This is a genomic window from Bacillus cereus group sp. BfR-BA-01309, from assembly GCF_022664315.1.
GTDB lineage: Bacteria > Bacillota > Bacilli > Bacillales > Bacillaceae_G > Bacillus_A > Bacillus_A mobilis.
In genome coordinates, this window is record NZ_JAKUHE010000003.1 from 35,873 (window position 1) to 56,409 (window position 20,537).

Sequence of the window (20,537 nt, forward strand, 5' to 3'; positions counted from 1 at the left end):
AATATAGTTGTTTTCAGGAAGATGGGTGAACAAATATGTCCTTTATTGATGAAGAAAATTATCGTATGAAACGTGCAAGAAAAAAGAAGCATAAAGGCATTGTTATTTCAAGCATAGCAGGAACAATTGTAGGAGCTTCGTTATTTGCATTTGGAGCTCCTTTATTTGCGAATGATGCAGGTGCGCTCCCGCAAGCTGAAGCAAGTGGAAGTAATATGGCCGAAGCTCAAGGAATTAAACAGATTAGCTTTGTTGATGCTGTTGATCGTGCGTCTGAAGCTGTTGTTGGCGTTATTAATATTCAACGAGATAATTTTTCAGAGGCAGATTCAGAAGCTGGTACAGGATCGGGTGTCATTTATAAAAAAGCAGATGGCCAAGCTTATATTGTAACGAATAATCATGTTGTTGCTGGAGCAAATCGCATTGAAGTAAGTTTAAGTGATGGTAAGAAGGTTCCGGGAAAAGTATTAGGAACGGATGTAGTCACAGATTTAGCTGTACTAGAAATAGATGCAAAGCATGTGAAAAAAGTAATTGAGATTGGCGATTCTAATACTGTTCGTAGAGGAGAACCGGTCATTGCGATTGGAAACCCACTCGGGCTGCAATTTTCTGGAACCGTCACACAAGGTATTATTTCGGCTACGGAACGTATTGTTCCAGTAGATTTGGATCAAGATGGACATTACGATTGGCAAGTAGAAGTATTGCAAACAGACGCAGCAATTAATCCGGGTAATAGTGGTGGTGCGCTTGTAAATGCGGCAGGTCAATTAATTGGCATTAACTCAATGAAAATTGCAGCAAAAGAAGTAGAAGGAATTGGACTAGCTATTCCAGTTACTAGAGCTGTTCCAATTATGAATGAATTAGAGAAGCACGGAAAAGTAAGGAGACCGTATGTTGGAATTGAACTTAGATCGTTAAATGAGATTCCAAACTACCATTGGTCAAAAACATTGCATTTACCAGGCAATGTAACAGAGGGAGTTTGCATTTTAGATGTGAAAAGTCCTTCGCCAGGTGTAGATGCTGGTTTACGAGAACACGATGTGATTGTAGCAGTAGATGGAAAACCGGTTCGCGATATTATCGGATTCCGTACGGCCTTATATGATAAAAAAATTAATGATAAAATGACTCTTACGTTTTATCGTGGTACAAAACGAGCAACAACAACGGTTAAACTAGGCGTTCAAAAGTATTAAAAACAGGAGGGCCTACCTCCTGTTTTCTATTGTAGAAAAGTGAGGTGAAGAATATGAATTTACCTTGTTGTTTAGAACATGTTGAATTAGCTTTAGATATTATTGTGGATGAGTGTGAAGTTGCACCGGTTATCAACAATGTGGATAACTCGGAAAAAGAGAAAAAAACATGTGAATTTTGTCAAAACGAGGCGACATATGTTGTATCGAACACAGATTCTCACACAATATGTGGGTAACATTTGTGGATATGTGGATAAGTTATGTGGATAACATGTTTGTAAGGTGGGGAATACGTGTGAATATCTCGATTATTTCAATTGGGAAATTAAAAGAAAAATATTTAAAACAAGGTATAGCAGAATACTTAAAACGATTATCTGCATACGCAAAAGTAGAAGTAATTGAATTGCCAGATGAAAAGGCACCAGAAAATTTAAGTGAAGCAGAAATGTTAATTGTAAAAGAAAAAGAAGGTATACGTATACTGGATAAAATTTCTGATGATACGCACGTCATTGCGTTAGCGATAGAAGGAAAGCAAAAATCATCAGAAGAATTTGCTGTAAGCTTAGATCGTCTTGCTACATATGGAAAGAGTAAAGTTGCCTTTGTAATTGGTGGATCACTTGGACTAAGTTCAGAAGTAATGAAGCGTTCAAATGAATCTCTTTCTTTTTCAAAGATGACATTACCACACCAATTAATGCGATTAGTATTGCTTGAGCAAGTGTATAGAGCGTTTCGTATTAATCGTGGTGAACCGTATCACAAGTAACTGCAAACCAATCTCAAAAAACAATAAATTTAGTATGTATTTTATAAAATAGGTTAATAATGAGTGTGTAATCAATAATAACTTATTAAACATTTGGACGAAGTCATCAAGGAAGTATATAAAGAAATAGTTGAATAGTAATTGTATTGGAATCAGATTTCCTAATACAAGATACAAATTCATTGTTTTCTTTAATCTTTCTTGTTTGCCTTCGTCTTTTTTTGTTAAAAAGGAGGGAAATGTATGATAAAAAGTATTCCAAAAGTAGTTGTTAAAATCATCGTAAAAAAAGTAATTAAAGAATTATTAAAGTAAAATCTAGGGAGGTAATAAAGTGAGTTTTTTACCTGACAATGGTGATTATGAAGAGATTATAGAAGAGGTAATTGAATTTATTTGGGATATTCTGTTTAAAGGAAAAGGTTGAAATTATTTAATCCGTTATTTAGCCACTACGTTTAATTTCACTAGTGGCTAGATAATGAAAATATAGAAATTACATTTATATATTATAAGGTTAGATGCCTATGCCGATAGGCAGTCCATATATGAGGCTAGGAACATAAAAAGATGTATTAAAGTAAAGGGTTTATATTTTTGAATTTATACTTCTTATTAAACAATCCACTTATTATTCAGCGGGAATTAAATTTTAATTTTATATTTTGTATATTATATTTTATGATTTTTAAGCTAAATAAGTCGGATCAATTAGGTATAATATATTTAATATTAAATGAAGATCCACATTTTTAAATTCTTAATAAATACGCATAGAATATTTTTTGATAGATGATTCGTGTAAGTAGATAGTTAAATATATTGGAGGAGGAGAAATAATATTGAATGCTTTTTTAGTAATTATAGTATCTTTAGCAATTATTATTATAATATTCAAAAATAAAATCAGACTTAGAAGAGAGATTAGAAAAATTATTAATGAGAATCCGAATACAATAAGGCATCTAAAAAACAAAACTTTTAAAGAACATGAGCTTATAAAGAGCTTAAAAGGGAAGATTTATGATGCACTGAGTGGGAGTAAGCATCTAATAAATAGAACGAGTCTGGATAAAATAATTGATCAAGAAATTAGTAAGGAAATTAAAGGGTGGAAAAAAAGATTATTTAAGTATATAGGAGTTACTGGTATTACATTTTGTATTTGTGTTATTGTAATGCTAGTTTTATCTGAGGATTATTCAGATAAAAAAGTATCAGGAAAAGAAGTAACAATGAGCAAAATAAATAGTTTTATTGAAGGTGCTAAATCATACATTAAAAAATATGAATTCTCAGAGGTCAAACAAGATCTAGAGCAAGTTACAGGGAAGATTAATGAAGAAAATAGAAGAAAAAATGAGGAGTACTTTAATACTGGTATTACATATATGAAAAATGGTCAATTTCAAAGTGCAATAAGCCTATTAGAAAAAATAGATAAGGATTCTGGAAATTATGAGGAAGCCCAGGAACATCTTAAAATTATTAAAAGAAATTTATATATGAAAGAATCAAAGGATATTGATTATAAAGAACTACAGAAGAAACCAGAAGAATTTAAAGGTAAAATAATTCATCTATATGGTAGAATTTACAATATACAAGAGGTTAATGGAAAAACAATCTTATCTCTATCAACTACTCAGGATAAGGATGAGGTTCATATAGGTAAGGAAGCACTTATACTTTTTCAAAAAGTAACGCCTTTAAATGAAGGAGATTATATTCAAATATATGGTGAAATGTTAGGGAATTACTCAAAGAATTATAATGAAATTAGTAATTTTATTAAATCAAATAAACATAATATTTATTTTGATCAACGGACTTTTATTGAACAGGTACCAGTAATAAAAGTAAAAATAATTCAAGATTTAAAACAAAATATACATGAGGGATAAATAACGAATGAATACATTTGATGAATTATTGGAATCTTTAGGTATAAGGGAGAAAAAAGAGATAGGTAAAGAATTATTTGAATCAATTATGTTTGGTAATCATTTTAAAGGCTTATGTGAATCTTTAGGTTTGGATTCTAAAATTGTAGAGAAACATATATTAGAATACTCAAGTTTTAAGTTGTTTCAAGAGCAATGCTTGTTTTCTGATGATGATATTAAGTTAATGGAAAAATATAATGAAGAAGTAATAGTGAATTTAACATTTGGGGAAGTGTTAGATAAGGAGTTTTGTAATTCTTTCGAAACATATTATGAAAGTTTTGGATGTGTTTTAAATAATAAAGTTGAAGCAATTGCTTTTAAAGAAAAGGAAAAAATAATTCAAGCAATTAAGAATGTGAATCAAGTAAAAAAATCACTAAATTACATAAAAAATGAAGGTATGTTTTTTAATATATATAAGGACTGGCTAAAACGGCATAAAAAACCTTTTAATAAAGAAGGGGATAAATTAAATGAAGTGAAGGATATTGGAATGTTAAGGGAAAATACCATATCTTATTTGAAAATGCTAAATCAATTAGATGGATTAACATGTAATGAAGATATGTTTAAATTTGAGAATGCTTCCAATATGCTATTTATTTTTAGATGTTATCAATTAGTAAATGAAAATTCACATAAGATCGATTCATCTTATGAAGGGGATTTTTTAAATATATTAGCTTCATTATGTATTATAGAAGACATTAATTTAAAATTATATTTAGTAAAGCAGTTAATAGAAAATGGTAATTTATTTGATGGACGTATATATAAATTACTTAAAGTGTTTTTAAGCAATGTATATATGTTAGGAATTATATACCCGGAATTTGTAAAAAAATATATAGAGATAAAAATATTAAATAAAAATAAAAAAAATTGTTCCATGGTATTGAAGGAAGTCAATCAACAAATAAGTATGAAAGAAGAATTTAGAAATGTTAAGGATTTAAAGCAAAGATTATACATATATGAGCTATTAGGGAAGAAAAGGCTTTTCAATTTTAGTGAAATGATGGATGAATATGAAAAAGTAGAGGTAAATAATCTAAAGCTATATAAGAGTATTTATCTGAGAATCTCTAGTCTTCAATCAACAAAAAAAGAAGCAGATCAATTTCTCATTAGGGATATTACGGATATAGTTAAAATATGCGTAGAATCAGAAATGGATATTGAATCAATTATGTCCATATACTCATTTGAAATAGTGGAGAAAGTTAAACCAAAATGGCGAAATGTGCGGATGTCATATAAATAAAAAAATTTATGAAACGTTATTTCTTTTATGAAATAACGTTTTTTATAGTTTTATCAAGTCTTCCACTAGCATATTTTCCATTTAAGACAATATGTAAGTAAATTTTTTATATGTAATATATGGGTCAAGGGAGGCTGAATGTTTAAGATGAATAATCCTATTGATGAAAAATTATATATAAATATAAATATCGATGATAATAAAGATGAGCAAATTAATATTCAAGAAAAGGTAGAGAAAAATGAAGGTTCCGTTGAAAAATTTAGTAAGAATGTGGGGAATATTAAAGATCTATTTGCTTCTTATACAGCAGGCAATATAGAAGAGTATATAAAAAAACAAAGTAGTGATATGGATAAGATTACTAAAGAATCGGGTAGTAAGAAAAAAATTAAAAATAAGGAAAGTAATAATAAAGAGTTTAAAGAAAGTGAGAATGAAAAAGTAAATAAAACTAATGTGGATTATGATATTTATAAAAAATTATTAGAACGGGCGCAATTTAAAGTACATCAAGATGATGTGTATTTATACATAAATCAGTACGGCTATTTTAAAAAATTAACACCTAGTGAATTAAAGGTAATAATTAGGAAGGGATGGCCAGAATGGATTGAACGACAACTAACTAAGTATAAGGTAGACGATGTAATTGATCGATTAAAGGGAAGTCATGTACTACAAATTAATAGTGATAGTTTTGATAAGTATACAGGTTTAGTTAATTTTGAAAATAATGTGTTGGATGTAAATAACAGTGAATTATATGAACATTCACCCAAATTTAATTTTAAAAGTTATATTAAAGCTAACTATTATACAAATATGAATAAAAATAGAGGAGAAACATTCAGGGGATTTATAAATCAATGTATTGAGGGCGATGAGGAGAAAGAGAAATTACTTCAAGAAATATGTGGATATGTAATCTCTAATTGTTTTAATGCAAAGAAATTTTTTGTTTTTATTGGAAAACCACATACAGGCAAGAGTACATTATTAGACTTATTAAAAGAGATTATAGGCAGTGAATACACATCAGCAATACCATTACATAAGTTAGGTGATCGTTTTATGACAGCTAATCTATTCGAAGCAAAGTTAAATATATCAGGCGAATTGAACGAGGGAGAGCTTAAAGGATTAAATACGATTAAGGCTCTGACTGGTAATGATGACATTATAGGTGAAAGAAAAGGAAGAGATCCATTTGTATTTAAAAATAAGGCAAAATTAGTATTTGCAGGAAACCAGATGCCATTATTAAAGAATTTAGATAGTACTTCTGCATTTTTTGATCGGATAATTTTTGTGACATTTAATAATACAATCCCAGAGCATAAAAGAGATTTAGAGCTAAAAGAAAAAATGCTTAGGGAGAAGGATTATATTGTTTATTGGGCTATAAAAGGATTAAAAAGATTAATTAAAAATAATTTTATATTTACTACATGTAAGAGCTCCACTGATTTTAAAAATAAATATGTAGAAGAAGTAAATACAGTTATCTCATTTATTCAGCAATGTTGTCTATTAGATAGAAATGATTATAGGTTACGAATTCATAAGAAAGATCTATATTATAGTTATTATCAATATTGTACAAATAATTGTTTAGGCGCGGTGGGGAAGGTGGAATTTTTTAATCAAATAAACGGCTTATCATTAGAGAAAAAGAAATTTAGATATAATAAATCCACTCCATTAGAAGGATATTTAGGAATTACCTTAAAGGATAGGATAGAAAAGGATTTTTAAAAATATTGTCTACATCATCTACCTTATAGCCAAAAGCATTGATTTTATGCGGATATTTCGATTCATAACGTAGATTTATAGTCAATTATTTACTACATAAATAGCTACATGTAGAACTTAAGTAAACGTAAATGTATGAAATTTATATATATATTATATTTTTGGATACGTATTTCTATAGTGAAAGGGGGAAGAAAAATGATGGTAGATGATGCAACTAAGTATAGTGATTTAATTGATATCTTGTGTGATGTATTAGGTGATTATATGTATATTGGAAAGGATGAAGAATGTGAAGAAGGTAGCAATATATGCTAGGGTTTCGACAACAGAACAAGCAGAAAAGGGCTATTCTATTGATGCACAAATTGAAACTGTTAAGAAAAAATGTGAATTGGCAGAAAGGAGAGTTATTAGAGAATATGTAGATCGAGGGATAAGTGGAAAATCCATTGAAAAGCGTGTGCAATTGCAACAATTAATAAGGGATGCTAAATCAGGGGAGTTTGAAGAAGTATGGGTTTGGAAAACAAACCGTTTAGCAAGAAATAACTTAGATTTGTTAAAAGTCGTAGATATTCTAGAAAAAAGTAACGTAAGTTTCAAAAGTTGTACGGAAGAGTTTGATACTTCCACAGCAGCTGGAAAATTATTATTAAGTGTGCTTGCTTCTTTAGGGGAATTTGAACGAAAAACAATTGTTGAAAATGTACAAATGGGCATGAAAAAGCGAGCTAGGTTAGGTAAATGGAATGGTGGACAAGTATTGGGATATAGATCTGTTAAGAATAATGGAGATAGCAAAAAATCTAAATTACAAATTGTAGAGGCAGAGGCTGAGCTAGTTCGAATGATTTTTAATTTATATGCAGGTGGAAAAGGCTTAAAAAGTTTAGTAAATCACATAAATAAATTAGGATATAGGAGTAAAAAAGGAAATATGTTTGCAATTGCAACAATAAGGGACATTCTACATAACCCATTGTATATTGGGAAAATTCGTTATAATAAAATGCAGAATTGGAGCGAAAAAAGAAGGAAGGGAAAGAGTGAGGAAATCATATTAGTTGAAGGGGAGCATGAAGCCATTATTGATATAGATTTGTGGGATAAGGTTCAAAGTTTATATAAGAAGAAATCTTGTAAACCAGTTAGAAATTATAGTGGTTCATATCCATTAACAGGTATCTTGAAGTGCCCACAGTGTGGTGGCTCTATGGTAGCTGGAAAAACTAAAAGAAAACTTAAGGATGGAAGCTATAAAATACATCAGTATTATTTTTGTGGTGAATGGAGAAATAAGGGGATTGCCGCTTGTCGTTCCAATGGAGTTAGGAAAAATGAAATTGAGGAATGCGTTTTTAAGAAAATAAGAGAAGTACTATTTACTAAGACTATATTAAAAGATGTCGTAGATCGAATGAATAAAAAAAGACAGAATATTACAAAACCTAAAATGGAGCGTTTAGAATATATAGATCAAAAAATTAAAGAATTGGAATTGAAAAAGAATAAAATATTCGATTTGTACGAAGAAGGTATTTTTGAAAAGGAGGATTTATCTGAGCGAGTGAAAAGCCTTTCTAATCAAATAAAATGTAATTTAGAAGAAAGGGATAAAATTCAGCAAAGTGTTTCAGAAGAGCAGATAGAACCCATTGATTATAAATTAGTTAAAAGGGTTTTGGCTAAATTTAATCAAGTGTTAACTAAAGTAGAGGATGAAAAGAAAAAGTTAATTTTGAATTTAGTAATTCAAAAAATTGAATTGGATGAACAAAGAATGCTAAAGAAGATTACATTTGCATTTGATGATCAAGTTAAAAAATATATATTTAATGAAAAAGAGGGTGAATCCATATATGGAACATCCTCTTTTTGCTTTTCACTAATTGTATAGATGGAATAAAAAGTTTAGCTTTAAGATAGAGATTTTATAAAATTTAATATCAATTTAATGATATTATCATTAGTTAGTTTTATTGCATTGAAAAAAGTATTAAAATTAGATATGTTAAATAATTTGTGATAAAAATATGATAATAAATTTTAAGTTCTAAGGTGCATAATTACCCTTAAGAAGAATGTGCTTATTCTTAGGTTTTAAGTGGTTAATAATATGTACCTAAAAGAACTAACACAGAAATACAAGAGGAGTGACGTTATGGATAAAATGCTAAAGGGTGCAGATTACTTACTTCTTCTTTTTTATTTACCAGGTAAAACCTCAGTGAATTGTGAGCCTATTGAAGGAAGAACTCGTATTACTAAAATGATGTTTTTATTTAATGAAGAGGTGTACAAATATATTGATCTTTATACATTAACACCTAGTGAGTATCTACCTAAATTTGAGGCATATCATTACGGACCGTTTTCAAAAGACGTTCATCAACAATTAGACCTTTTTGTGAAAATAGGCTTCTTAGATGAAAAAGAGCGAGAGATATCTAATGATGAGGAAGTAGATTTAATGGATGATCGTATAGAAATTGAGGAAGATGATGATTTTCTTATTGATAAGTTATATGTGACTGAATATGTTTTAACAGATAAGGGGAAAAATTTTGTGGAAGAGAGAATTTTAAACCAATTAGAGGAGTTTCAAATAGAGTATTTAACTATGTATAAGGAAAAAATAAATTCCATAGCGCTTAGTGAACTTCTTAGTTATGTTTATAATAAATATCCGAACTACGCGGAAAAATCAAGGATTCGTAATAAGGTGAAATGACGTGAGTAAAACACTATTTAATATATCAGAACAACAACTAGTAGAGACATCAGAAATGATTTTGAACAAGAAGGGATTTCAAACTTTTAAGGAAGTACCGTTATTTTCGTCTTCTATAGATATGATTGTAATAAAGGATCAAACCATAAATGCTATTGAATTTAAATTAAGAAATTGGAAAAAAGCAGTGCAACAAGTATTAAGGCACTCAATTTGTGTGGACTACATGTATGTGTGTGTACCAAGATTTAAAAAAGAGGAAACAAGAGAGAATATTGAGCAGACTGTATTATTACATGGCGTAGGATTATTTTATTTTTATTATAATGAAAATGATGAAGCCATTTTAGAAGAGAAAATTAAACCCCAAAAATCAAGAACTGTATGGGAAAAGAAAAAAAGTGATTTAATGACTACATTAATGACATAAAAGTTGGGATGGGGAAAAATGAAAAAAAATATGAAAATTATTAGATATGGGACTGTTGCTGAGCAAAAATATATTAGCGAATTCTCGGATATGTTTGATTTACTAGTGATAAATGCCAATATGATATCATATGCTTCTGCTTCTATTTCAAAGTTTGTTTCAACTCAGAGCAATTTGAATTATATAATTGATCCCATCACACATGCTTTGCAACATAAGATAGAATTAATTACATCAAGTAAAGGGGAAATAAAAAAGTCTTTTGCAAAAATGATTGGTAGCTATGCTGAATTTGTACAAGAAAAAGTTTTGGAAAGAAAAAGTGTTTTAACTCCACTTGATTTTGAAAAAGAGGATAATGTGAGTGAATTTGTTAAAAGTGTAATCGATTTTCAAAAGAATCATGTAATAGAAAATGTAAAGGATCAAGATTTCTATGAGTATTTAGAATATGCGGGTGTTGATTTTCAACCCTTATGGTATATTATCCCTTATTTTAGTATGAATACATTAACGATGAATAAGTGGTTACCGGTTAACTTGAGACTTATTAAGTATGCAATTTCAAAGTACCCGAAAGATAAATTAGCAATGCAAATCGTGATTGAAAAAGATATTTTAAGAGAAAAAAGTAGTATTGAGGAATTAGTGGGTTATTACAGGGATACAGGTGTAGAAAGAGTCTTGGTTTGGATAGATGATTTTTCGGCTTTTGAATCATCAGAGGAATTAATCCATAATTTTTGTTATTTAATTAAACTATTTAATCAAGCTAATGTAGCTGTATATAATTTATATGGAGATTTCTTTTCTGTACTATTGTGCCACGAGGACTCACCTTATCAGCTAAATGGGGTATGTCATGGTATTGAATATGGGGAAAAGCGAGCGGTAGTTCCTGTTGGTGGTGGAATACCGATAAACAAGTATTATTATTATCCATTACATCAGAGAATTTCATATGGAGAGAGTGCCACAGCTTTAACTGTATTAGGATATATTCCAGAGAATAATTATTCAGGTTACTACAGTGATATATGTGGATGTGAAACTTGTAAAAGTGTTATAGGAAAAAATATGAATAACTTTGAGCAATATGGGGGATCAAAAGCAATTGAGATAAAAAGAAAAAATGGAATAGTTAATAGGGAATTTCCGACTACAGAAGCAAAAGGACTCTGTATTAAACATTTTTTAAATTCTAAGAATAATGAGTGGAAAGAACTTAATTTTAAATCTCTAAATGAAATTTTAGCGGAATTGTTAACAACAGGGGAGAAATATAAGGAAATTCGCTATGATACTTCTGTAATATTTGATTTATGGAATCGTAGTTTGAAGAGTGAAGAGTAATAGGGGGATATGGTTATGGGAAAAACCGTGTACGTTTTGGGGGCTGGGTTCTCAACTCTAGCCAAATTGCCTCCACAAGCAGATATTATAAACCGAATCTTTAGTCCTACTACTGAGCAGTTTATGTCAAATAAGATATTAATTAAAACTATTACTAGATTTGAAAATGCTAGGAAAAATATCGCAAAATTTTTATTGACACTTTTCTCCAATAAAAGTATAGAGAAATTTGCTACTGAAAAAATAGGGACTAGTCTAGATGAGTTAAATCTCACAGAAAAAGAAGAGATTTTTAATGCTTTGGCAGAGGATTTATCGTTTTGGCAGGAAATTTATAAATTTATTAGAGAGAAATTAAGTGGGGTTACATTAGAAGATATATTCACTATTTTAGATAAAGCAGTTGTATCTAATGAACATATACAAGGTTATAATTTATCAAAAATTATAGCTCTTAGGGAAGATATTATCTTTTGTATAATTAGGTTATTTGTAGCTGAACTAAGTGATTATAAATACGATACGTCTGTATATACAGAATTCGTGAAGAAAATTTTGAATTTAAGATTTAAGGAAGGACAGGAAAAAGATCCAGTTTCTATTATTACACTTAATTGGGATGCACTTTTAGATATATATTTCAATGAGGTAATTAAAACAGATAAAAAGTATGAAAATGCCAGATTGGATTACTGCATATATGATTATGAATATAATCATTTTTGTGAAAAAAAAGGTGAAGAAAAGCCAGTTCCTTCAACTTTACTCAAAAATTTAAACTATTTTAATATTAAATATATTAAACTTCATGGATCAATGAATTGGTTAATTTGTAAAAATTGTAGGCGTCTTTTTTATTCAGCAGATGAGTATATAGCGTTAAAGGAGTTTGAAAAAAATTCCCCTCAGTGTCCATTTTGTAAAGAAAATTACTCCTCTATAAGTAATGATGATCAAACAAACTTAAAAAGTGAGTTAATAACACCGACATTAATAAAAAATTTGGATAATGTAAACTTTAAAAGTATGTGGAAAAATGCTTTTGTAGAACTCTCAGAGGCAGACAAAATTGTATTTATAGGATATTCTTTACCACAAGCAGATTTTGAATTGAGATATATGTTGAAAAAATCCATAAAGCCTAATACGGAGATTGAGGTAGTATTATATTTGTATGATGATCCTGATAGATTAAATACATATTTGAAAGGTGAAGATGGTATTAGGTTATATAACTCGTTAGCAGGAAATTTTGCTGGGACAAGGTTTACATCATTTTTCGGAGGCGAACAGATTAAATTTTATTATGAGGGGTTAGAAAGTTATGTTAATGATTATATGGAATAAGGATAGAGTCTATTATAAGAAATCAGATGCAATATCCTTATAGTTTGCAGTTTGATATGATACGGTGAACCGTATCATAAATAGTAATAGTACATTCAAACGGCTACAGATGTGGCCGTTTTCTATATTTCCTGAAATAAGTATGTTTCTATTTCTAACAAAGTGTGATGTAATATGAAGAGGAAAAAAGTATAAGTAGTCATAGAAGTGAGGAATTAAAGGTGAAGAAGTTTAAAAAGTTTTACTTGGAGATTACGAGTGTATGTAATCTTGCGTGCAGCTTTTGTCCGCCGACGGAAAGGCAGAAGCAATTCATTTCTGTGGAGGATTTTGCGAAAAGATTAGACCAAATTAAACCTCACACAGACTACATTTATTTGCACGTGAAGGGTGAGCCATTGCTCCATCCAAAAATAGATCAATTATTAGATTTAAGCCATGAAAAAGGGTTTAAAGTTAATATTACAACGAACGGAACGTTAATTAATAAGAGAAGGCATAGACTGTTAAATAAACCTGCGTTAAGACAAATGAATTTTTCATTACACAGTTTTGATGGACATCCAGGTTCGCAAGATAAAGAGGGTTATGTAAGAAGTATACTTTCCTTTATTAGAGAGGCGACAAGTCAATCGGATTTAATTGTTTCACTACGATTATGGAATTTAACTCAGGATAATAAAACGAATGCTGAAATCCAGAAGAATAGAGATTTATTATCCATTATTGAAAATGAGTTTGGTCTATCTTATCAAATCGAAGAGAAGCTTACACCAGGAAAAGGTATAAAAATTGCGGAACGTGTCTTTATTAATCAAGACTATGAATTCCAGTGGCCGGCATTACATGAAGAAGAGGATGATGGAAAAGGATTCTGTCATGGTCTTCGAAATCAAGCTGGTATTTTAGCGAACGGAACGGTTATTCCTTGTTGTTTAGATGGTGAGGGGATTATTAACCTTGGGAATATTAATAATGACTCATTTTCTAACATTATAGAAGGTGAAAGAGCAACAAACATTGTCGATGGATTTTCGAAAAGGGTTGCGGTCGAAGAGCTATGCAGGAAATGTGGATACCGTAAAAGATTTGGAAAATAAATATGAAACAAGCCCTCATCAAGCGAGGGCTTATTTTTTATCCCATTATTTGCCGGGCAGTAAGACCCCCACCCCGAAATTCAGCGGAGGCAAAGAAGTTAGGTGGGGAATCAACTGCCCGTAAAAGCCTGATTAGTGAGGGCTAATAATCAGTAGGGGATGGCCTCCCACTGATTAAAGTTTCACTTTATTCTTGATAAGAGCGTTCTAATTCATCAATTAAGGAACCGACGTAAGAAACAGCTTTACGGATTGCATCTGGTTTTGACATATCTACTCCAGCATGTTTCATTAATTCAAGTGGTTTCATCGTACCACCAGCGCGAAGTACATCTAACCAGCGATTAACAGCAGGTTGCCCTTCCTCTTTAATCATTTGAGCTACTGCAGTAGATGCAGTGAGGCCTGCAGAATAGGTGTAAGAATACAAGCCCATATAATAATGAGGTTGACGCATCCAAGTTAAGCCAGCGCCTTCGTCAATTTCTACAGAATTTCCCCAGAATGTCGAAAGTACATTTGTTTTTATTTCAGTTAAAGTTGTAGCTGTAAGTGCTCCTCCTTCTTCTGCTAGCGTGTATACTCTTCTTTGATATGCTCCCTCAAGTAAGTGAGTAACAAAGTTATGATAATATGTGCCGAGTAGTTGCAGAATTACCCATCTGCGCATTCTCTTATCGTCAGTCGTCGCTAATAAATGCTGGGCTAATAGTAATTCGTTCATCGTAGATGGTGCTTCGACGAAGTACATAGATGGACGTACATTCATAATACGCTGGTTTTTATTTGCTAAATAAAAATGTCCAGCATGCCCAAATTCATGGGCTAATGTGAAGCATCCACGCATCGTATTTTGCCATGTAATTAAAATGTATGGATGAGAACCATATGGACTTGAGCAAAATGCCCCTGTTGATTTCCCTACATTATCTGCAAGATCGACCCATCTCTCTTTAAATCCTTTTTCGATAATGGAACCATATTCATCGCCCAATACTTGTAAAGAGTCTTGAATGAGTTTTCCGGCTTCTTCGTATGTGATGCTTGGATTAAATTCGGGATCTAAAGGTGCATGTAAGTCGCAGAACAGCATTTGATCGAGTCCTAGTACTTTCTTTTTTAAATCTGCAAAACGGCGCATATGAGGTGCTAATTCCTTGTATATAATATCAAGTTGATTGTCATACATTTCAAGTGGAACTTTTTGAGGTTCCAAAAGCATATGAGTAACAGATTCAAATTTGCGTAAACGAGAGAGTGTTACTTGTTTTTTTACTTCAGTCGCATATGTTGTTGCCACTGTATTTTTATATCGTTTCAAGGTGGAAACAAATGATGAGTACGCTTTTCTACGTACGTCTACGTTTGGAGAGAACTCATATTTGCTTTCAAATAATGCAAATGATACAGGGAGTTCGTTTCCTTGTTCGTCTTGTATGGAGGTAAAATCCATATCGGCTAATTTAGTCATACCGTAAATTTTGTATGGAGAACTATGTACTTCGCCAAGTGCAGCAAGAGCTTCTTCTGTTTCAGGAGAGAGCGTGTGCGGCCTTTTTCGTAGGATGTCTAGTAATGATTTACGGAAAGGTTCGAGTTTTGTTTCTTCAGCTAAATATTTTTCAATTGTGCCTTCGTCGAATGAGAGGATTTCATTATGGATAAAGGATAATGCAGTATGTACTTTCGTCCATAAAGCAGCAATTTTGGAAGAGTTCGCTTGAACAACTGGATTGGTACGATCAGTAGATTCTTTTAAATTTGCGTAGGAGTATAATTTTGTTAACTTCATTAAAAGCTCTTCTTCTAAAAGTAGAACATGTAATAAGGTAGTGGAGCTAGTGTGTAAGTGTCCTTTAAACGCATCAAGTTTTTTTATATCGTCTGTTAATACACGTAATGCAGTTTCCCACTCTTTATCAGATTGATATAAATCAGAGAGGTCCCATGTTAGTTCGGTAGGGACTTCCGCGCGAATATGGCGTTTCTCAATTATATTTTTCATTTATTATATCCCCCTTATTATAAGTATCTAAAAACATAATACTAGAAAATTCAGTAAAATAAAAATATTTTACATTTCTATATATATAAAAGAAGGACAAGCATAAAAATGCTTGTCCTTCGAGTCAAATTTAAAAATTAATATACTTTATCGCCGTTGAAAATAGAGTTTTTCACGACTACATAATCTACAGTACGAATTGAGTCTAATTTTGTTCCACCAGCGTAAGAGATAGAAGATTGAAGATCTTGTTCCATTTCGATTAAAGTGTCTTCTAAAGAACCTTTATGCTCAACGAACATTTTCTTACCTTCAACGTTTTTCTTCTCGCCTTTTTGGAATTCAGAAGCTGAACCGAAATACTCTTTATAAAGTTTGCCGTCTTTTTCGATTGTTTCCCCTGGAGACTCTTCATGACCAGCGAATAGAGAACCGACCATAACCATAGTCGCCCCAAATCGAATAGATTTAGCTACGTCGCCGTGTGTACGAATACCACCGTCAGCGATAATAGGCTTACTTGCAGCTTTTGCACACCAGCGAAGTGCAGCTAGTTGCCAACCGCCAGTTCCAAAGCCTGTTTTAATTTTAGTAATACAAACTTTACCAGGTCCAATACCAACTTTTGTTGCGTCAGCACCAGCGTTTTCTAATTCTCTTACCGCTTCTGGAGTTCCAACGTTTCCAGCAATAACGAAGCTTTCTGGTAAATGCTTTTTAATATGCTGAATCATGTTGATTACAGCATTGGAATGTCCGTGTGCGATATCAATCGTGATATATTCAGGTGTAAGTTGCTCAGCAGCTAATTGTTGTACGAATTCATACTCGTCCTCTTTTACACCAACGCTAATAGAAGCGATTAATCCACGTGATTGCATATCTCTAATAAATGAGATACGTTTTTCTGGTTGGAAACGATGCATGATATAGAAGTAATTGTTTTCAGCTAAATAAGTTGCGATTCTTTCATCGATAATCGTTTGCATATTTGCAGGTACGACAGGTAATTTAAATTTATGTTTACCTAAAGTGACAGTTGTATCACATTCAGAGCGGCTGTTTACAATACATTTTGCAGGAATTAATTGAATATCTTCATAGTCGAATACGTTTTCCATCATTTACACCCCTAAAATACGAATATTTTATTTAGTTTTTTAAAAAATGTTCGTCCAAAGGATAATTTACATTATTTTTATGAAGAAGTCAAAGTATTTCTTAACATTTTTTTAAAAAACAGAGTATATATATGATGGAATAGTGTTAAAAGCGAATTTAAGACATTTTTATATCCTTATTGTTCGTTTATTAGAATCTAGATAGGAGTGTTGTCAGTGATAACAACTATTTTATTGAAGGCAAACATTAAAAAGAAAAGGCATTATCATTTAGTTGAACATTAGATGGAATGACGGAGGTTATTTTTATTCTGAAATAATATTTCTAAAATTTTTTTCGGAATAAAGAAACCTTTTGTTTATTCCTATATAAAAAGATGAATCTTGCACGATTTGCCTTTTTATGTGAGCTTTCAAGTATAATGAATAAGGTGATAGTGTATCTACATGATAATTCAGTGATAGGAAACGATAAAGAAGAAAATAATACAGAATAAAATGAGGTTAATATATGAATAAAAAAAGCTTTACCAATTATGCATTAAGTAAAGAAATTGTAAGAGCACTTACTGGTTTAGGCTACGAAAATCCAACAGAAGTGCAAGGAGAGGTTATTCCAGTTGCATTGGAAAAGAGGGATCTTGTTGTAAAATCGCAAACTGGAAGTGGAAAAACAGCTTCATTCGGTATTCCACTTTGTGAAATGGTGGAATGGGAAGAGAATAAGCCACAAGCATTAGTTTTGACGCCGACGAGAGAACTTGCTGTTCAAGTGAAAGAAGATATTACGAATATAGGCCGCTTCAAAAGAATTAAGGCAGCGGCCGTTTATGGTAAGTCTCCATTTGCACGTCAAAAATTAGAGTTAAAACAAAAGACACATATCGTAGTGGGGACTCCTGGCCGTGTGTTAGATCATATTGAAAAAGGTACCCTTTCTTTAGAATGTCTGAAGTATTTAGTCATTGATGAAGCAGATGAAATGCTAAATATGGGCTTTATTGATCAAGTAGAGGCAATTATTGATGAATTACCTACAAAGCGAATGACAATGCTATTTTCGGCAACACTTCCAGAAGATGTTGAAAAGTTATCCCGTACGTATATGGATTCGCCAACGCATATTGAAATTAAGGCTGCCGGGATTACCACAGACAAAATTGAACATACACTTTTTGAGACGAGAGAAGAGGAGAAGCTTTCACTTCTTAAAGATGTAACAACAATTGAGAATCCAGATAGTTGTATTATTTTTTGCCGTACACAAGAAAATGTAGATCACGTATTTAGACAGTTAAATCGTGTTAACTATCCTTGTGACAAAATACATGGTGGTATGGTGCAAGAAGACCGTTTTGAAGTTATGGACGATTTTAGAAAAGGAAAGTTCCGTTATTTAGTAGCGACAGACGTAGCTGCTAGAGGAATTGATATTGATAATATTACACATGTTATTAACTATGATATTCCGTTAGAGAAAGAAAGTTATGTACATCGTACGGGAAGAACGGGACGAGCTGGCAATAAAGGAAAAGCTATTACATTCGTAACTCCGTATGAAGATAGATTTTTAGAAGAAATTGAGGTGTACATTGGCTTTGAAATTCCAAAGGCATATGCACCTTCAAAAGAAGAGGTTATGAAAGGGAAGGCAGTATTTGAGGAAAAAATACATGCTAAACCAATTATAAAGAAAGATAGAAGTGCAGACTTAAACAAAGGGATTATGAAGCTGTACTTTAATGGTGGGAAGAAAAAGAAAATTAGAGCGGTAGATTTTGTCGGCACAATTGCTAAAATTAAAGGTGTTACAGCAGAAGATATAGGAATTATTACGATACAGGACAATGTTTCTTACGTTGAAATATTAAATGGAAAAGGACCAATTGTTTTAAAGACCATGAAAACTACAACGATTAAAGGGAAACAATTAAAAGTCCATGAAGCAATTAAGTAAATAAAAAAACTATCCACTGTAACAGGTAGATAGTTTTTTTATTTACGATTCTTTTAAATCGTCCACTAACTTCTCTGCCAATCGTCTGTACATATTACTCATCGTCACGAAGGATGTTAGTAATAAAAACTTTTCTAGCTTTTGATCTTCTAAGGAGGAAATCTCATTTACTTCCCTAATACGATTATTTACGTCCTGTTTAAAGGTTTCCACATTGGTTTCAGTAAGAGCAAGATAATCTTTATAGAGAGTATTTAATTCGAATGTATCATCGTTTAGTAAAGGTACATTTATATTTTCTAAGGAACTTTTTATGTCATTAATGGAAAGGGCTCCTTTTAATTGGTAAATCAAGCTAATTAGAATCATATGCTCTTTTGAATACTTTTTATTTTTAATAGGGATGAATAGTTTCCCTTTTGCGTAATTGTTAATCATTGTTTTTGTTAATACTTTTTCATCATCAGTTCTTGTTGAATCCGTAAAAGTATTCTCAAATAGTTGAACAACTTGGTCTACATATAAGTCGACATTTGGGATATCCTCAAGTTTAATATTTTTTTCTAAATGTAATGATTCAAGTAATTTATTTATATTTTCCACGTAAAACCCCTCACTTTTATAACTTAGTGGAACTGAATGTTTAGTATATCTTTAAATATGGTATTACGAAACAAGTGAATTGTAAATGTTGACTAGTATAAATAATGTGTATATAATTACATGTAGTTATAAAAACTACATGTAATTATATGAGGGGTGTTTATATGAATACTTATGTAAGAGAACCGGTTAATGCATTTACTCACTTAGGAGGAGCTGTATTAGCATTTATTGCATTATTAGCTATGCTTGTGAAAGTTTCTGTTAAGATGCCATCTTTTGCTGCAATTACAGCTGTTATTTTATTCGGTATTGGGATGATGGTCCTTTATATGGCATCAGCTGTGTATCATAGTGTTGTAGCCAGTGAACGTGTTATTTATTTCTTTAGGAAGTTAGATCATTCTATGATTTTTATATTAATTGCAGGTACATATGCACCCTTTTGCTTAATTACATTAAGTTCGGCAAATGGTTTACTACTATTTTGTTTAGTTTATGCAACTGCGATTTGTGGTATTGTTTTTAAAATGTTTTGGTTTAATTGCCCAAGGTGGTTATCGACAGGAATTTATCTTCTGATGGGTTGGTTAATTGTTCTATTCTTTGCACCGCTAGCTGAGAATTTAAGTACAGGAGGTATCCTTTTCTTAGTACTTGGAGGTATTTTTTATACAATTGGTGGGTTTATTTACGGTGCTAAGCCAAAATGGTTGGAGTTTAAATATATGGGGCACCATGAAATTTTTCATGTTTTCGTATTATTAGGAAGCCTGGCACACTTTTTAAGTGTATATTGTTACGTAATTTAACAAATCAGAACGTTTGGATAGCTTTTACTAAAATTTTTGGGTAATAAAAAATGATATAGAAAAATATAGATGTTGAAGAGCTACATAACTTAAAGGTTATGTAGCTTTTTGTATA

At 31.3% G+C, this 20,537-nt stretch carries 17 protein-coding genes; 14 read left to right on the forward strand and 3 right to left on the reverse strand.

Annotated features, from left to right (window positions below):
- Positions 1–35 precede the first annotated feature (35 nt).
- From MR115_RS07300 to MR115_RS07355, 12 genes are all read left to right on the forward strand, one after another.
- A complete protein-coding gene (locus MR115_RS07300) occupies positions 36–1,211 on the forward strand; it encodes a S1C family serine protease (RefSeq protein ID WP_242240638.1) in 1,176 nt (391 codons plus the stop codon).
- A gap of 53 nt (positions 1,212–1,264) precedes the next feature.
- Positions 1,265–1,450, forward strand: coding sequence for a CxxH/CxxC protein (locus MR115_RS07305; protein ID WP_001052827.1), 186 nt, complete (start codon positions 1,265–1,267; stop codon positions 1,448–1,450).
- Positions 1,451–1,509: 59 nt separating this feature from the next.
- Positions 1,510–1,989, forward strand: a complete 480-nt coding sequence (gene rlmH / locus MR115_RS07310) for a 23S rRNA (pseudouridine(1915)-N(3))-methyltransferase RlmH (RefSeq protein ID WP_001027003.1) — start codon at positions 1,510–1,512, stop codon at positions 1,987–1,989.
- An 842-nt stretch (positions 1,990–2,831) separates the two neighbouring features.
- Positions 2,832–3,893: a hypothetical protein gene (locus MR115_RS07315; protein ID WP_242240640.1), complete on the forward strand. Its 1,062-nt coding sequence runs from the start codon at positions 2,832–2,834 to the stop codon at positions 3,891–3,893.
- A 7-nt stretch (positions 3,894–3,900) separates the two neighbouring features.
- On the forward strand, positions 3,901–5,202 hold the full coding sequence (locus MR115_RS07320) for a hypothetical protein (protein ID WP_242240641.1): 1,302 nt from the start codon (positions 3,901–3,903) through the stop codon (positions 5,200–5,202).
- Positions 5,203–5,340: 138 nt separating this feature from the next.
- Positions 5,341–6,960 (forward strand): DNA primase family protein, encoded by a 1,620-nt coding sequence (locus tag MR115_RS07325; RefSeq protein WP_242240644.1) that lies wholly within the window; start codon positions 5,341–5,343, stop codon positions 6,958–6,960.
- 283 nt (positions 6,961–7,243) lie between these two features.
- On the forward strand, positions 7,244–8,860 hold the full coding sequence (locus MR115_RS07330; RefSeq protein ID WP_255863945.1) for a recombinase family protein: 1,617 nt from the start codon (positions 7,244–7,246) through the stop codon (positions 8,858–8,860).
- Positions 8,861–9,124: 264 nt separating this feature from the next.
- Positions 9,125–9,694, forward strand: coding sequence for a hypothetical protein (locus tag MR115_RS07335; RefSeq protein ID WP_242240648.1), 570 nt, complete (start codon positions 9,125–9,127; stop codon positions 9,692–9,694).
- A gap of 1 nt (position 9,695) precedes the next feature.
- A complete protein-coding gene (locus MR115_RS07340) occupies positions 9,696–10,124 on the forward strand; it encodes a hypothetical protein (RefSeq protein WP_227593351.1) in 429 nt (142 codons plus the stop codon).
- An 18-nt stretch (positions 10,125–10,142) separates the two neighbouring features.
- Positions 10,143–11,477, forward strand: a complete 1,335-nt coding sequence (locus tag MR115_RS07345) for a hypothetical protein (RefSeq protein WP_242240649.1) — start codon at positions 10,143–10,145, stop codon at positions 11,475–11,477.
- Between the two features lie 15 nt (positions 11,478–11,492).
- Entirely contained in the window at positions 11,493–12,824 is a 1,332-nt protein-coding gene (locus tag MR115_RS07350) for a hypothetical protein (protein WP_242240650.1), read from the forward strand.
- 221 nt (positions 12,825–13,045) lie between these two features.
- Positions 13,046–13,924, forward strand: a complete 879-nt coding sequence (locus MR115_RS07355) for a radical SAM/SPASM domain-containing protein (RefSeq protein WP_000713629.1) — start codon at positions 13,046–13,048, stop codon at positions 13,922–13,924.
- Positions 13,925–14,111: 187 nt separating this feature from the next.
- Here the strand turns inward: MR115_RS07355 and pepF are convergent, their stop codons facing one another.
- Complete coding sequence (gene pepF / locus MR115_RS07360; RefSeq protein ID WP_242240651.1) at positions 14,112–15,929, reverse strand: oligoendopeptidase F; 1,818 nt, start codon at positions 15,927–15,929, stop codon at positions 14,112–14,114.
- 137 nt (positions 15,930–16,066) lie between these two features.
- On the reverse strand, positions 16,067–17,050 hold the full coding sequence (gene guaC / locus MR115_RS07365) for a GMP reductase (RefSeq protein WP_087983463.1): 984 nt from the start codon (positions 17,048–17,050) through the stop codon (positions 16,067–16,069).
- 511 nt (positions 17,051–17,561) lie between these two features.
- On the opposite strand from guaC, the gene MR115_RS07370 reads away from it, so the two are divergent.
- Complete coding sequence (locus MR115_RS07370) at positions 17,562–19,007, forward strand: DEAD/DEAH box helicase (RefSeq protein ID WP_242240652.1); 1,446 nt, start codon at positions 17,562–17,564, stop codon at positions 19,005–19,007.
- A 42-nt stretch (positions 19,008–19,049) separates the two neighbouring features.
- On the opposite strand, the gene MR115_RS07375 is transcribed toward MR115_RS07370, so the two are convergent.
- Positions 19,050–19,610, reverse strand: coding sequence for a DUF1836 domain-containing protein (locus tag MR115_RS07375; protein WP_242240654.1), 561 nt, complete (start codon positions 19,608–19,610; stop codon positions 19,050–19,052).
- Between the two features lie 164 nt (positions 19,611–19,774).
- Between MR115_RS07375 and trhA the strand changes: the two genes are divergently transcribed.
- Complete coding sequence (gene trhA, locus MR115_RS07380) at positions 19,775–20,422, forward strand: PAQR family membrane homeostasis protein TrhA (RefSeq protein WP_060487911.1); 648 nt, start codon at positions 19,775–19,777, stop codon at positions 20,420–20,422.
- Positions 20,423–20,537 lie beyond the last annotated feature (115 nt).

Coding starts and splice junctions, on each gene's coding strand:
- guaC (WP_087983463.1), bottom strand. CDS start 17,050: ATGGAAAACGTATTCGACTATGAAGATATTCAATTAATTCCTGCAAAA.
- pepF (WP_242240651.1), bottom strand. CDS start 15,929: ATGAAAAATATAATTGAGAAACGCCATATTCGCGCGGAAGTCCCTACC.
- MR115_RS07350 (WP_242240650.1), top strand. CDS start 11,493: ATGGGAAAAACCGTGTACGTTTTGGGGGCTGGGTTCTCAACTCTAGCC.
- trhA (WP_060487911.1), top strand. CDS start 19,775: ATGAATACTTATGTAAGAGAACCGGTTAATGCATTTACTCACTTAGGA.
- MR115_RS07370 (WP_242240652.1), top strand. CDS start 17,562: ATGAATAAAAAAAGCTTTACCAATTATGCATTAAGTAAAGAAATTGTA.
- MR115_RS07330 (WP_255863945.1), top strand. CDS start 7,244: ATGAAGAATGTGAAGAAGGTAGCAATATATGCTAGGGTTTCGACAACA.
- MR115_RS07305 (WP_001052827.1), top strand. CDS start 1,265: ATGAATTTACCTTGTTGTTTAGAACATGTTGAATTAGCTTTAGATATT.
- MR115_RS07335 (WP_242240648.1), top strand. CDS start 9,125: ATGGATAAAATGCTAAAGGGTGCAGATTACTTACTTCTTCTTTTTTAT.
- MR115_RS07325 (WP_242240644.1), top strand. CDS start 5,341: ATGTTTAAGATGAATAATCCTATTGATGAAAAATTATATATAAATATA.
- MR115_RS07345 (WP_242240649.1), top strand. CDS start 10,143: ATGAAAAAAAATATGAAAATTATTAGATATGGGACTGTTGCTGAGCAA.
- MR115_RS07320 (WP_242240641.1), top strand. CDS start 3,901: ATGAATACATTTGATGAATTATTGGAATCTTTAGGTATAAGGGAGAAA.
- MR115_RS07300 (WP_242240638.1), top strand. CDS start 36: ATGTCCTTTATTGATGAAGAAAATTATCGTATGAAACGTGCAAGAAAA.